This is a genomic window from Streptomyces sp. UNOB3_S3 (assembly GCF_020740895.1).
Taxonomy (GTDB): Bacteria; Actinomycetota; Actinomycetes; order Streptomycetales; family Streptomycetaceae; genus Streptomyces.
The window spans coordinates 1-12,758 of record NZ_JAILXP010000202.1 but is presented as its reverse complement, the minus strand read 5'-3'; the positions used below and the strand labels follow the sequence as shown (position 1 = coordinate 12,758).

Here is a 12,758-nt window from a genome sequence, read left to right as displayed (position 1 = left end):
TCCACCCGCGGCACGCTCCCCGCCGCCACCGTCCGCAGCAGCCGTTCCGCCTCCTCCGCGCCGAGCCGCAGCGCCGGGTCCTTGCGGAGCAGCCCGCCCAGGACGGGCGCGAGCGGCCCGGCGCGGCGCGGCGGCGGGAGCTCGGCGTCGACGACGGCGCGCAGCGTGCTGAGCGGGGTGTCCTGCCGGAAGGGGGAGTAGCCCTCCACGGCCGCGTAGAGCATCACGCCGAGCGACCAGAGGTCCGACTCGGGCCCGGGCGGGTGCCCCAGCGCGCGTTCCGGGGCGAGGTACTCGGGGGAGCCCACCAGCTGGCCCGTCGCCGTCAGCGCCGAGCTTCCCTCGATCATCGCGATGCCGAAGTCGGAGAGGACGACACGCCCGTCGTTGGCGATGAGTACGTTTCCCGGTTTTACGTCGCGGTGGAGTACACCCACGGCGTGCGCGCCCCGGAGCGCGGCGAGCACCTGCGCTCCGATCCGCGCCGCCCGTACCGGGGGGATGGGCCCCTCGGCCAGGAGGACCTCCGCGAAGGAGAGGCCGCGCACCAGCTCCATGACGATCCAGGGCCGGCCCTCCTCGGTGACCACGTCGTGGACGGTGACGACGTTGCGGTGGGAGATCCGGGCCGCCGCGCGTCCCTCGCGCTCCAGCCGGGCGTAGAGCTGCCGTACGTCGGGGGCGGGCAGCCCGGCGGGCGCCCGGACCTCCTTGACCGCCACTTCCCGGCCCAGCACCTCGTCCCGGGCGCGCCATACCACGCCCATGCCGCCCTGCCCCAGCTCGCCCAGCAGCCGGTAACGGCCCGCCAGCACCCGTCCGGCGCCGGAACCCACGTCCATGCGTCCGTCCCTCCCCCGAGAGCAATTCGGGGTGAATGTACCGCAACGGAGCGTGATTGCCCCCTGTTCGGTACCGTATTGTCCTGTTCAACTCGCTGTCGGTAACGGCAGGTTCACGTCATGCCTGTCAACGCCCTTGACGGGGTGGTGAATCGGCCCCGCCGATGCGCGGGTGACGCGATGGGGCGATAGGGTTACCCTGCCTGGGCCGGGTGCCTCGTACGGGTGGGGAGTGTCGAATGGATCAGATAGCGATGCGGAGCAGGCCGCGTGTGCCTGCCGTCAGCTACGGAAGCGGTGCGTCGAGCGCGCGCCTCGACCGTCATCTCGCGGTGCTCGGCGGGCCCGCCCTGCCGCAGCGCGAGGTCGAGGGCGCGACGGTGCTGATGCGCGAGATCACCTCGCGCGACCACGTCCGCGCCGGCCGCAGCAAGAGCCAGAGCCGTACCGCCCGGGTCTCCCTGTTCGCCCCGCTGCGGCGGCTGCGCCGCTCGCTCTTCGGCAGCCGTAGCACCACTTCTCCCGCCTGACCCCGGCCCCGGCCCGTTCCCGTACGGCCTGCCCTTTCCCCGGGGCCGGTCGATCGGCACCCCTCGGCATCCCCCCGACACCTTCCGGTCCGCCGCCGTCCCCGGACGTTCGCACAATCTCCTCAGTGCGCGTCGAGGGTGACGGTGAAGGAGAAACGGTCCCCCCGGTAGTGGATGCGGGCCACGTCGACGGCCCGCCCGTCCTCGTCGTAGGTGACGCCCGTGTAGTGGAGGATCGGGCTGAGCAGCGGCACCTGGAGCAGCCGGGCCGTCTCCGGGTCGGCCAGCCGTGCCTCGACGGTGTCCGTGATCCGGCTGATGCGCACCCCCACCACGTCGCGCAGCACCTTGGTCATGGGCCAGCGGGTGAGGTCCGCGACGTCGATGTGCTCGGCCAGCTCCGGGCGGACCAGGTTCTCCGCCCAGTTCGTCGGCTCGCCCGACGCCTCGTCATGGCGCAGCCGCCGGTAGGCGACCGCCTCGTCCAGGCCGGGGAAGTGCTCGGCCAGCTCGGCCGGGACCGGGGCCGGGCCGTGGCCGAGAACGGCCGTGTGCTCGCCGGACTGCTGGGCGACGATGGTGTCCACCGAGCCCAGCAGCCGTACGGGCGAGCCGCGCCGGGCGCTCGGCTCGATGAACGTGCCCCGCCGGCGGTGCCGGGTGATGAGCCCCTCCGCCTCCAGCTCCTTGAGCGCCTGCCGCATGGTCAGCACGCTGACGCCGTAGTGCGCCGCCAGCGCGTCCTCGGTGGGCAGGCGCAGCGGGTCGTCCGGGCGCCGGCCCAGTATCGAGGCGCGCAGCGACTGCGACACCTGGTACCACAGCGGCAGCTTGCGGTTGAGCGCGAGGGAGTCGGGGGCGAAGGTCACGGGGGCTCCGGGCTCTGCGAGCGGGGTGTCACTGACGGAAATGGCGTTCCAGACCCTGCCACACCCGGTCGTATCCCGTCTGCAGGTGGTCGGCCCCCGCCGCCTGCGCCGTGAGGGTCAGCGGCCAGCGGGTCTCGAACATGAAGGCGAGGCCGTCGTCGATCTTCTGGGGCGCCAGCTCGGCGGCGCTCGCCCGCTCGAAGGTCTCCCGGTCCGGTCCATGGGCGGACATCATGTTGTGCAGCGAGCCGCCGCCGGGGACGAAGCCTTCCGCCTTCGCGTCGTACGCGCCTTCGATGAGCCCCATGTACTCGCTCATCACGTTCCGGTGGAAGTAGGGCGGCCGGAAGGTGTCCTCACCGACCAGCCAGCGCGGCGCGAAGACGACGAAGTCCACGCCGGCCAGCCCCGGGGTGTCGGACGGCGAGGTGAGCACCGTGAAGATGGACGGGTCCGGGTGGTCGTAGCTTATGGAGCCCAGCACATTGAAACGGCGCAGGTCGTAGACGTACGGGACGTGGTTGCCGTGCCAGGCGACGACGTCCAGCGGGGAGTGGTCGTACGTCGCCGTCCAGAGGTTGCCGCAGAACTTGTTGATCACCTCGACGGGGCCCTCGACGTCCTCGTAGGCGGCGACCGGGGCCAGGAAGTCCCGGGCGTTCGCCAGCCCGTTGGCGCCGATCGGGCCGAGGTCGGGGAGGACGAAGGGCTGCCCGTAGTTCTCGCAGACGTAGCCGCGCGCTGTGGCGTCGAGGAGCTCCACGCGGAAGCGCACCCCGCGCGGGATCAGCGCCACGTGGCCGGGCTCGGCGCGCAGCAGGCCGAACTCGGTGCGCAGCAGCAGCCCGCCCCGCTCGGGCACGATCAGCAGCTCCCCGTCGGAGTCGCTGAAGACGCGGTCCGTCATGGAGGCGTTCGCCGCGTACAGGTGGACGGCCATGCCGGCGCGCTGGGTGACGTCCCCGTTGCCGCCCAGGGTCCACAGGCCGGCGACGAAGTCCGTGCCCTCCGGCGGCTCGGGCAGCGGGTTCCAGCGCAGCCGGTTGGGGTCGGGGACCGTCTCGGTGAAGGGGGCCGCGCGCAGGGCGCCGTTGTCCGTCCGGGCGAAGGGCGGGTGGGCGGCGGAGGGCCGGATCCGGTACAGCCAGGACCGGCGGTTGTGCGCGCGGGGCTCGGTGAAGGCGCTGCCGCTGAGCTGCTCCGCGTAGAGCCCGAGGGGGGCCCGCTGCGGTGCGTTGCGCCCCAGGGGCAGGGCGCCGGGGAGGGCCTCGCTGCTGTGCTCGTTGCCGAAGCCGGGGGAGTAGACCAGCGCCTCCGCGGTCTTCCGCGCCCGCTCATTGCCCGTACCGCTCATCGCGTGCTCCCACTGCCGATGGATTCCTATGGGAGACCGTAGGATTCCCGGGCCGGGCGCGTCAATGGACCGGTTCCGGGCATGCGGAAGATCCGGCCGCCGGGCGGGCGCGGGAACCGGCCGCCGGGCGGGCCGGGGCCCGGGCCCGCCGGGGGCCCGGGGTGATCACGCCGCGCGGGCCGGGATCAGCCGGCCCGCTCCGCCCGCCACTGCGGCGACGGCAGATGGATCAGCAGCAGGACGATCCCGGAGAGCGTGAACATGCGGGTCGCGGCCTGGAGCCCGTTCCACTTCGTGGACTGCCACATCGCGAACCACTCCCCGCCTATGGCGACGAAGCCCAGCCCGAAGAGCAGCATGAGCATCAGCAGCCCCAGCGTGGTGGCTCGCCGGGCGGGCCCGAAGCCCTGGCCGGCCCCGCCGTGCCGCAGCCCCCGCACCCACAGGCCCGTGGCCGCGAGCAGCACGAGCGCCGCCAGCGTCTCCCAGACGATGATGGTCACGTAGGCGGCGTTCTGGAGCGTGGCGTCGGTGACGGCCCGCCACATCAGGTCCCGGTCCTGGAACGTCGTGTCCATGGCCAGGACATGCCGGACGAAATCCTGGTTGGTACCGAAGTCGGTGACATTGCCGAAGGCGACGAGCGTGATGTAGACCGCGATCGTGGCGGTCAGCGCCGTGGCCGCCACCGGCAGGGTGCGCTCGGCGGTCATGGGGTCATGCATGCCCGTCCGGCCGGGCCGCTACGCGCCACGGGCCCGGACCGGGCGCCCTAAGCGCTTGCTCAGGCCCGGGGTATGGTGTTCGTCCTTGTCGTCGGCGGGGCCCGGGCGGGCCCGGAGAGCGGGGCACCGAGATGGGCGAGCGGACGCCACGGACCGAGGAGTGGGCCGACGTCACGCCCGACGCGGCGCGCCGCCTGCTGGCGGCCGGTGTGGAGGCCTTCGCCGAGCGCGGTTACCACGCCACCACCACCCGCGACATCGCCGGCCGCGCCGGGATGAGCCCCGCCGCGCTCTACATCCACTACCGGACCAAGGAGGAGCTGCTCTACCGCATCAGCGGCATCGGGCACCGGCTCGCCCTCGGCATCCTGTGCCGGGCCCGCGACGGCGCCGGCACCCCGGCCGAGCGCCTCGCCGAGGCCGTCCGCCGCTTCGTCCGCTGGCACGCCGAGCACCACACCACCGCGCGCGTCGTCCAGTACGAGCTCGGCGCGCTCGGCGAGGAGCACCACGCCGAGATCGTCGCGCTGCGCCGGGAGACCGACGCCGCCGTCCGCTCGATCATCGAGGACGGCGTCGCCTCGGGCGACTTCGACGTTCCCGACGTCCGCGGCACCACCCTCGCCGTGCTCTCCCTGTGCGTCGACGTCGCCCGCTGGTTCAACGCCGCGGGCGAGCGCACGCCCGCCGAGGTCGGCGACCTCTACGCGGGCCTGGTGCTGCGCATGGCCGGCCACCCGGAGCCCTCGCCACGGCCGGCCTGACAGTGCCGTCACGTACAGTCTGAGCCGTGCCGCAGATTACGAAGAAGGTTTGCGAGCTGACTGTCGGTCAGCTCTCGGCGCGCAGTGGCGCGGCCGTCTCCGCCCTTCACTTCTACGAGACCAAGGGCTTGATCAGCAGCAGGCGCACCTCGGGCAACCAGCGCCGCTACGACCGTGACGCGCTGCGCCGCGTCGCCTTCATCCGCGCGGCCCAGCGCGTCGGCATCCCGCTCGCCACGATCCGCGAGGCGCTGGCCGGGCTGCCCGACGGGCGCACGCCCAACCGGGCCGACTGGGCCCGGCTGTCGGAGGCGTGGCGGGTCGAACTGGACGCCCGGATAGCGCAGCTGGGCAAGTTGCGCGACAGCCTCGAGGACTGCATCGGCTGCGGCTGTCTCTCCCTCGACCGGTGCGCGCTGTCCAACCCCGACGACCGTTTCGGCGGCCTGGGCAACGGATCCATCCTCTACGGCCAGCGCGACGCCGGCTGACGGCCGGTCGTGTGCCCGAGGGCGGCCGGCGCTCCCCGGAGGGGTCCGGGGAGCGCTCTCACACCCCCGCGTACCGTCCGGCGAAGGTCCTCCTGTGCGCCGCGGCCAGTGCCGCCGGCGTGAGCACCGAGACGGGCACCACGATGCCGCAGTCGGCGCAGACGGGGCCCTCCAGCGGGTAGCGCTCCAGGTCCGTGTGCCATTCGACGCGCTCCTGCCCGCACACCGGGCAGGCGTCGCCGGGGGCGGACTCCATGGCCGCGATCACCCGGCGCAGCACCTCCGCGAGCCGGGCGTCCGGGGTGATGTCGGGGGACGCGCAGGGCACGATGTCACAGCCGCCCCAGGTGTTGCGGTACCAGTCGTCGATCGCGCTCGGCTGGCGGATCCCGTGGTGCTTCTCCTGGCGGCGCCGGCCCGCGAACCGGGCCTCGTACGCCAGCCAGACCTCGCGGGCCTCCTCCAGCTCGGTCAGCGCGGCGATCAGCAGCGCGGGGTCGGGGGCCCGGTCGTCGGGGGCGAGACCGGCGCGGGCGCACAGATGGCGCCAGGTCGCCCGGTGACCGTAAGGGGCGAAGCGTTCGAGGCATTTGCGCAGGGAGGTCCTGCGAAGCGCGATGGTGTTCCGTGGATTGCGCACTTCTCGGGCTAGTGCTCTGAAACCTGCCACTGCATCCCACCTCCGGCGGCGCGGACTCGGATCGACATGGAAGGGACGTAACGCACGGCCGATCGGATCCATCCGATTTTCGGATCCCGGCCCGCGTCACGGCACCGACTCCGCTCTGCTACCCCCATCGGGCGGACAGATGTGGCCCATCACGAAGGTGGCGGATCCCGGTGCCGTGCTCAGCGCACCAGGCGCCCCGCCAGCAGGACGAGCCGGGCCAGCTCCCGGTGGCAGATGTCGCTGTGGGCGCCGGAGGGCGGGCCGCCGCGCCGCACGACCGCCGAGACGTCGACGTTCACACAGCCGCCGGCCGGGAACGGGCCGGTCAGGGCCCGGTCTACGTCGAGGGCCGCGGTGCCGGTCACGGCCTGGACGCCGTCGTGGCCCATGGCGCCCCAGCGGGGGTCGGAGAGCACCGGCGGGTCCAGGCCGAGCAGGGAGTCCATGTCCCCGGAGATCCGGGAGGCCAGTGGATAGAGCAGCCCCAGCGCCTGGTCGTGGCGCGAATGGCAGCAGACCACCGGGCCGTCGACCCGGTGCTGGAGATCCTTGAGCGCCCCCGCGAGGCCGGGGGCGAACGGCAGCCGGGGCGCGAACGCGTAGTGCGAGAAGGCGCCTTGGAGCAGGGTGACGGAGCACACACACCGCGCGCGCTCCGGAAGGCCGCGCAGGGCGAACGCGACGAGCCGCCCCCCGAAGCTGTGCCCCACCAGATGCGTCCGCAGGCCGGGGCACTCGTCGGCGAGCTCCCCGAGGAGCCGTCCGAGCCCCGCCTCCCCCACGGTCCCCGCGCGTCGCTTCATCTCCCAGTAGGTCCCCTGGCGCAGCATCTCCAGCGCCCCGCCCCACAGCCGCTCCAGCACGCCGGACAGCTCGGAGCGCGCCGGCCCGGCGAGGTCCAGGGCGTCCGCGAAGCGCGCGCACACCCGCTCCGGGCTCCCGGTGAACATCGCGGGCTCCTCCGGCTCGCCCGCGCCCGCGTCCAGGTCGTGGACGTACGGGTCGGCGGCGGAGCCCGCCGCCCGGCCGCCCCGGCCCCGGGCCACCAGAGAGCGCACCAGCGTCGCGAACTCCGTCAGCCGCTCCGGGTCCGCGGGCCGCCGCTCCAGCAGCTCGGCCAGCCGGTCCAGCACGGCCTCGCCGCCGGGGAAGACCGCGGCCAGCCCCGCCAGGGTGCCCGGGTCCAGCAGCGGCCCGGCGGCCGCCGCGGAGGGCCGATCGGCGGGGAAGTCCGGGATGGGCTCGTCCGTGAACCGCATGGAAGGCCAGATCACGCCCCCGTAGCCGAGACGCACGGGGCCACCGGTGGCGGAGTGGGCGGGGGCGTCGGCGAGCACGGCGGGGAAGGGGGCGAAGAAGCGGTCGTAGAGGCCGGTGGCCATCGAGCGATTGTTGTTCCAGCCGTGGGCGAAGACCACCAGATCGGTGATCCCGTTCTCCGCCACGCCCCTTACCAGGGCCTCCCCTTCGCCGGGGGCCATGTCCCCCTCGGCGTCGAACATCAGCTCCCAGTACGGCTGCACACCTATGGTCGCCATGGCGCCCCCCTGCCAGGTCAGTTGGCGCGCATCGTCCTGCCGTCAAGAAGGTGTGTCCAGCCTTCCTCGGGCGTCTTCACCCGTTCGTGAGCCACGCTTCGCGCCCTTGTGCCCCGTGCATGCGAACGAACCCGGGCAACTCCCCACGCACCCCCGGCCCCGGGTGGCAAGATCCTCGGAGGGGGCCGCGCAGGCGGCGCGGCACCGCACGGCGGCGGAAGGCGGTGGTGGCCGATGCACACCAGGACGGCGACGGCGGGAGCGACGGAGAGCGGCACCAGACCCGTGCCGCAGCGCCTGCTGGCCGCCGCCACCCGGCTCTTCGCCCAGCAGGGCTACGACCGGACCTCCGTCCAGGAGATCGTCGTGGCCGCCGGCGTCACCAAGGGCGCGCTGTACCACTACTTCGGTTCGAAGGACGACCTGCTGCACGAGGTGTACGGGCGGGTCCTCCGGCTCCAGCAGGAGCGGCTGGACGCCCTCGCCGGCGCCGACGCCCCCGTCGAGCGCCGGCTGCGGGACGCCGCGGCCGACGTCGTGGTGACGACACTGGAGAACCTCGACGACACCACGATCTTCTTCCGCTCGATGCACCACCTCTCGCCCGAGAAGCTCAAGCAGGTGCGCGCCGAACGGCGCCGCTACCACGAGCGGTTCCGGGCCCTGGTGGAGGAGGGACAGCGCACGGGCGTCTTCAGCCGGGCCACGCCCGCCGACCTCGTGGTGGACTACCACTTCGGCTCCGTCCACCACCTGGGCAGCTGGTACCGCCCGGACGGCGCGCTCAGCGCGCGGGTGGTCGCCGGCCACCTCGCGGACCTGCTGCTGCGGGCCCTGCGCCCGTAGTGGCAGGTGGAGAGGCTTGTTCCGCCCGGAGGGGATCCGGGCGGAACGAGCTCGGTGCGGTCGGGGGCTACGCGTAGCGCTCGATCTCCCGCCGGGCCAGCGACCGCTGGTGCACCTCGTCCGGCCCGTCTGCCAGCCGCAGCGTCCGCGCGGCGGCCCACAGCTCCGCCAGCGGGAAGTCCTGGCCCACCCCGCCCGCGCCATGGAGCTGGACCGCCTTGTCGATGATGTCCGTCACCGTACGGGGCGTGGCGATCTTGATGGCCTGGATCTCGGTGTGGGCGCCCCGGTTGCCCACCGTGTCCATCAGCCAGGCCGTCTTGAGGACCAGCAGCCGCAGTTGCTCCACCGCGACGCGCGAGTCCGCGATCCACTCCTGGACCACGCCCTGCGCGGCGAGCGGCTTGCCGAAGGCCGTACGGTCCAGGGCGCGTCGGCACATCAGCTCGATCGCCCGCTCGGCCATGCCGATCAGCCGCATGCAGTGGTGGATGCGGCCCGGGCCCAGCCGGGCCTGGGCGATGGCGAAGCCGCCGCCCTCCTCGCCGATCAGATGGTCCGCGGGGACGCGCACGCCGTCGAAGGCGACCTCCGCGTGGCCGCCGTGGTAGTGGTCCTCGTAGCCGTAGACCCGCATGGCGCGGCGGACCTCGACGCCCGGGGCGTCGCGGGGGACCAGGACCATCGATTGCTGCCGGCGGATGTCGGCGCCCTGGGGATCGGTCTTGCCCATGACGATGAGGACACGGCAATCGGGGTGCAGCGCACCGGAGATGTACCACTTGCGGCCGGTGATGACATACGCGTGGCCGTCCCGCTCGATACGCGTCTCGATGTTGGTGGCGTCGGAGGAGGCCACGTCCGGCTCGGTCATCGCGAACGCCGAGCGGATCTCCCCTGCCAGCAGCGGCTCCAGCCAGCGCTTCTTCTGCTCCTCGGTGCCGAACTGGGCCAGCACTTCCATGTTCCCGGTGTCGGGCGCGGCGCAGTTGAGGGCGGTGGGGGCGAGCTGCGGGCTGCGGCCGGTGATCTCGGCGAGGGGGGCGTACTGGAGGTTGGTCAGCCCGGCCCCGTACTCCTCATCCGGCAAGAACAGGTTCCACAGCCCCCGCCGTCGCGCCTCCGCCTTCAGCTCCTCGACGACGGGCGGTACGTCCCACGGCGAGGCGAGCGCGGCCCGCTGCTCCTCGGCGACGGCCTCCGCCGGGTACACGTGCTCGTCCATGAAGGCGAGCAGCCGGGCCCGCAGTTCCTCGGTGCGGGCGTCGAATGCGAAGTCCATGCGCTCAGCCCTTCCGGAGGGTGGCCAGGCCGTTGTCGATGAACAGCGGGACGAGCTCGCCGATGCGGTCGAAGCCCGCGCCGACCGTCCGCCCCAGGGTGTGGCGGTAGTGGATGCCCTCCAGGATCACGGCGAGCTTGAAGTAGGCGAAGGCCGTGTACCAGGGCAGGGCAGAGACGTCGCGGCCGGAGCGGGCCGCGTAGCGCTCCACGAGCTCGGCCGGGTCCGGGTGCCCGGGGGCGCTTCCGGTGGCGGCGACGGGCGAGCCGGGGACGGGCCGCTGCTCGCCGTACATCACCAGCAGCCCGAGGTCGGTGAGCGGGTCGCCGAGCGTGGACATCTCCCAGTCCAGGACGGCCCGTACGGTGTCGTCGGCGCCGGTCAGGACGTTGTCGAGCCGGTAGTCGCCGTGCACCACCGTGGGCGCGGGGGAGCGGGGCAGGGCCTTCGCGAGCGCCGCGCGCAGCTCGTCGATCCCCGGCAGCCCACGGCTGCGGGACGCCTCCAGCTGCATGCCCCACCGGCGCAACTGCCGCTTCAGGAAGCCTTCCGGGCGCCCGAAGTCCCCCAGCCCCACCGCCGCCGGGTCCACGGCGTGGAGCTCCACGAGGGTGTCGACGAGCCCGAGCACCACCTCCCGCGTCCGGCCCGGGCCGATCGCGGCCAGCTCCTCCACCGTGCGGTAGGGCGTGCCGGGGACGAACTCCATCACGTAGAACGGCGCCCCGAGCACCTCCTCGTCCTCGCACAGCAGCAGCGTCTCGGGCACCGGCACGGGGGTGTCGCGCAGCGCGCTGATCACCCGGTGCTCGCGGGTCATGTCGTGCGCGGTGGCGAGGACATGGCCCAGCGGCGGCCTGCGCACCACCCAGCGCCCTCCGGAGCCGTCCCGCACCGCGTAGGTGAGGTTGGAGCGCCCTCCTTCGATCAGTTCGGCCTCCAGCGGCCCGGCCGTCAGCCCCGGCCTCTCTCGCTCCAGGTGTCCGCGCAACCGCTGTGGATCGAGTCCCGGCGGGGGACTGGCCTTGCTCATCGCGTGCTCCTTCACGGGGAGTTCCCTGCTGACGCCGATCATGATGCCGACCGGTCGGTATGCCGTCCAGGGGGGCGCCCCGAAGGGGCGCGAGGAACTGCGCGAGCAGCCACGCACGGCCCGCAGCCGTATGACCTCGCTTCCAGCGAAGCGCCTACGCGTGGCAGGCGATGGGCCGGCCGCCGTTCATCGTCATCATGTCGCCCAGGACCGTCAGGAGGTCCAGCGGCGTCCCCAGCGGGAGGCCGTCCAGTTCGGCGTAGGCGCGGTGGAGGTTGGCGACCAGGCGCTCGCTCTCGCGCAGGGCGGCGAACTCGCCGAGGTCGGCGCCGCGGGCGGCCTCCAGCGGGGTGCGGCCGGCGGCGTGGGAGGTGCGGGCGAGGTCCTCGACGTAGCGGAGGTAGCGCTCGACGGTGTCGTAGACGGAAGGGTCGGTGACCCGGCCGTGGCCCGGCACGACCACGCTCGCGTCCAGCCCGCGCAGGGTCTCCACGGCACGCAGGGAGCCGCTGAGGGAGCCCATCATGATGAAGGGCGTCCCGCCGTTGAAGATCAGGTCGCCGGTGAAGACGACGCCCTGGCCGGGGAGGTGGACGATGGTGTCGCCGACCGTGTGGGCCGGGCCAGGGTGGAGCAGGCGCACCTCGGTGTCGCCGATGTGGACGGTCAGCTCGTCGGTGTAGGTGAGGGTGGGCGGGGTGACCTCGATGTGCCCGTAGTCGACCTCGGGCCAGGCGAGGTGGAGCTGGAGGCCCGCCGCGAGGGTCTCGCGGCGGCAGTCGGCGTGGCCGATGACCGTGGCCTGCGGCGTGAAGACGCAGTTGCCGTAGGTGTGGTCGCCGTGGTGGTGGGTGTTGACGACGGTGGCCGGCAGTGGCGCCCCGCTCGCGAGGACGGCCTCGCGCAGCAGCTTCGCCCGGCGCTCGGTGGCGGCGGTGTCGATGAGCAGGGTCCGCTCGCCGTCGGTCACGAACCCCGCGTTGTTCAGGCACCAGCCGCCGTCGGGCTGGATGTAGGCGCTCACGCCCGGGGCGAGCGGGACGGTGTAGGGCTCGGTGCCCTCCGCGTCGACGCTGGTCGTTCTCGTGTTCGCGCTGGTCATTCGCCGGCCTCCCTCACCGTCCGCCGCGGGGGTGGGCGGATCGGACCACCCGTCAGAATACGGGCGGGCGGCGGCCGCCGGTCCGGTGCGTGCCGGTCAGGCGCGGTGTTCGAGCCCCGGCCGCAGCCGGTCCAGCAGGCCGTAGAGCGTGGTGCGCTCCGCCTCGTCCAGCGCGTCGAGCGCGCTGTGGGTGGCCTGCATCTCGGCCCGCACCCGGCGGATGGTCTCGCGGCCCTCGTCGGTGGCCACCACGTTCTTCACCCGGCGGTCGGACGGGTCGGGCTCGCGGCGGACGAGGCCGCGCGCCTCCAGCCGGTCGACGATGCCGGTGACGTTGGAGGCGTCACAGACCAGCAGGGTGGCCAGGCCGCGCATCGGGACCGGGCCCTTGAGCTGGGCGAGCAGCTTGGCCTGGACGGACGTGAGGCCGTGGCGGGCGGCGGCCGCCGCGAAGTCCTGCCACTGGGCGGTGCCGAGCGCCGCCACCAGCTCCAGGAGCTGGGCCTTGGTCGGGGGCTGGGGGGTCGTGCCGGTCATGGCTCAAGTGTACTCAAAGAGCTTGAAGGCTTAAATCATTAACTTGACTACCTGAAGTATCCGGGTCTAGCGTGCTCTGGTTGCTTGACGATCTCAAGCATCAACGTCGTGAAGTAACACGCAGCATCCCTAAGGAACCCCTCCCTCCCATGACCTTAGGGATGCTGCGTGTTAC

Annotated in this window: 14 protein-coding genes; 4 read left to right on the top strand and 10 right to left on the bottom strand. The window is 73.1% G+C overall.

What is annotated here, in order from left to right; all coding sequences use genetic code 11:
* Positions 1-842: serine/threonine-protein kinase (locus K6I33_RS21455; protein ID WP_229355364.1), on the bottom strand; the 842-nt coding region annotated here is incomplete at its 3' end.
* A 239-nt stretch (positions 843-1,081) separates the two neighbouring features.
* On the opposite strand from K6I33_RS21455, the gene K6I33_RS21450 reads away from it, so the two are divergent.
* Entirely contained in the window at positions 1,082-1,372 is a 291-nt protein-coding gene (locus K6I33_RS21450; protein WP_229355362.1) for a hypothetical protein, read from the top strand.
* A 122-nt stretch (positions 1,373-1,494) separates the two neighbouring features.
* Here the strand turns inward: K6I33_RS21450 and K6I33_RS21445 are convergent, their stop codons facing one another.
* From K6I33_RS21445 to K6I33_RS21435, 3 genes are all read right to left on the bottom strand, one after another.
* A complete protein-coding gene (locus K6I33_RS21445; protein WP_229355361.1) occupies positions 1,495-2,241 on the bottom strand; it encodes a GntR family transcriptional regulator in 747 nt (248 codons plus the stop codon).
* Between the two features lie 28 nt (positions 2,242-2,269).
* The gene (hmgA, locus tag K6I33_RS21440; RefSeq protein WP_229355359.1) at positions 2,270-3,595 is read right to left on the bottom strand and encodes a homogentisate 1,2-dioxygenase; all 1,326 of its coding nucleotides are present in this window, start codon (positions 3,593-3,595) and stop codon (positions 2,270-2,272) included.
* A gap of 185 nt (positions 3,596-3,780) precedes the next feature.
* Entirely contained in the window at positions 3,781-4,308 is a 528-nt protein-coding gene (locus K6I33_RS21435; protein ID WP_229355357.1) for a DUF2165 domain-containing protein, read from the bottom strand.
* A 143-nt stretch (positions 4,309-4,451) separates the two neighbouring features.
* Here K6I33_RS21435 and K6I33_RS21430 point away from each other — a divergent pair, with 143 nt between their 5' ends.
* Both K6I33_RS21430 and soxR read left to right on the top strand, forming a co-directional pair.
* Positions 4,452-5,084 (top strand): TetR/AcrR family transcriptional regulator, encoded by a 633-nt coding sequence (locus tag K6I33_RS21430; protein ID WP_229355355.1) that lies wholly within the window; start codon positions 4,452-4,454, stop codon positions 5,082-5,084.
* A 26-nt stretch (positions 5,085-5,110) separates the two neighbouring features.
* Positions 5,111-5,575, top strand: coding sequence for a redox-sensitive transcriptional activator SoxR (gene soxR / locus K6I33_RS21425; protein WP_229355352.1), 465 nt, complete (start codon positions 5,111-5,113; stop codon positions 5,573-5,575).
* A 58-nt stretch (positions 5,576-5,633) separates the two neighbouring features.
* Here the strand turns inward: soxR and K6I33_RS21420 are convergent, their stop codons facing one another.
* Positions 5,634-6,245 (bottom strand): hypothetical protein, encoded by a 612-nt coding sequence (locus K6I33_RS21420; protein ID WP_229355350.1) that lies wholly within the window; start codon positions 6,243-6,245, stop codon positions 5,634-5,636.
* 179 nt (positions 6,246-6,424) lie between these two features.
* A complete protein-coding gene (locus tag K6I33_RS21415; RefSeq protein ID WP_229355348.1) occupies positions 6,425-7,783 on the bottom strand; it encodes a serine-threonine protein kinase in 1,359 nt (452 codons plus the stop codon).
* Between the two features lie 234 nt (positions 7,784-8,017).
* Between K6I33_RS21415 and K6I33_RS21410 the strand changes: the two genes are divergently transcribed.
* A complete protein-coding gene (locus K6I33_RS21410; RefSeq protein ID WP_229355345.1) occupies positions 8,018-8,629 on the top strand; it encodes a TetR/AcrR family transcriptional regulator in 612 nt (203 codons plus the stop codon).
* Between the two features lie 67 nt (positions 8,630-8,696).
* Here the strand turns inward: K6I33_RS21410 and K6I33_RS21405 are convergent, their stop codons facing one another.
* The 4 genes from K6I33_RS21405 to K6I33_RS21390 all read right to left on the bottom strand — a co-directional run bounded on the left by K6I33_RS21405 (position 8,697) and on the right by K6I33_RS21390 (position 12,583).
* On the bottom strand, positions 8,697-9,911 hold the full coding sequence (locus K6I33_RS21405) for an acyl-CoA dehydrogenase family protein (RefSeq protein ID WP_229355337.1): 1,215 nt from the start codon (positions 9,909-9,911) through the stop codon (positions 8,697-8,699).
* Positions 9,912-9,915: 4 nt separating this feature from the next.
* Positions 9,916-10,944 carry a phosphotransferase family protein gene (locus K6I33_RS21400; RefSeq protein ID WP_229355330.1) on the bottom strand — a complete coding sequence of 343 codons (1,029 nt, stop codon included), beginning with the start codon at positions 10,942-10,944 and terminating at the stop codon, positions 9,916-9,918.
* Between the two features lie 154 nt (positions 10,945-11,098).
* Entirely contained in the window at positions 11,099-12,046 is a 948-nt protein-coding gene (locus tag K6I33_RS21395) for an MBL fold metallo-hydrolase (RefSeq protein ID WP_229355328.1), read from the bottom strand.
* 96 nt (positions 12,047-12,142) lie between these two features.
* Positions 12,143-12,583 (bottom strand): MarR family winged helix-turn-helix transcriptional regulator, encoded by a 441-nt coding sequence (locus K6I33_RS21390; protein ID WP_229355326.1) that lies wholly within the window; start codon positions 12,581-12,583, stop codon positions 12,143-12,145.
* Positions 12,584-12,758 lie beyond the last annotated feature (175 nt).

Coding starts and splice junctions, on each gene's coding strand:
- K6I33_RS21400 (WP_229355330.1), bottom strand. CDS start 10,944: ATGAGCAAGGCCAGTCCCCCGCCGGGACTCGATCCACAGCGGTTGCGC.
- K6I33_RS21395 (WP_229355328.1), bottom strand. CDS start 12,046: ATGACCAGCGCGAACACGAGAACGACCAGCGTCGACGCGGAGGGCACC.
- K6I33_RS21430 (WP_229355355.1), top strand. CDS start 4,452: ATGGGCGAGCGGACGCCACGGACCGAGGAGTGGGCCGACGTCACGCCC.
- K6I33_RS21410 (WP_229355345.1), top strand. CDS start 8,018: ATGCACACCAGGACGGCGACGGCGGGAGCGACGGAGAGCGGCACCAGA.
- hmgA (WP_229355359.1), bottom strand. CDS start 3,595: ATGAGCGGTACGGGCAATGAGCGGGCGCGGAAGACCGCGGAGGCGCTG.
- K6I33_RS21435 (WP_229355357.1), bottom strand. CDS start 4,308: ATGACCGCCGAGCGCACCCTGCCGGTGGCGGCCACGGCGCTGACCGCC.
- K6I33_RS21415 (WP_229355348.1), bottom strand. CDS start 7,783: ATGGCGACCATAGGTGTGCAGCCGTACTGGGAGCTGATGTTCGACGCC.
- K6I33_RS21390 (WP_229355326.1), bottom strand. CDS start 12,583: ATGACCGGCACGACCCCCCAGCCCCCGACCAAGGCCCAGCTCCTGGAG.
- K6I33_RS21450 (WP_229355362.1), top strand. CDS start 1,082: ATGGATCAGATAGCGATGCGGAGCAGGCCGCGTGTGCCTGCCGTCAGC.
- K6I33_RS21405 (WP_229355337.1), bottom strand. CDS start 9,911: ATGGACTTCGCATTCGACGCCCGCACCGAGGAACTGCGGGCCCGGCTG.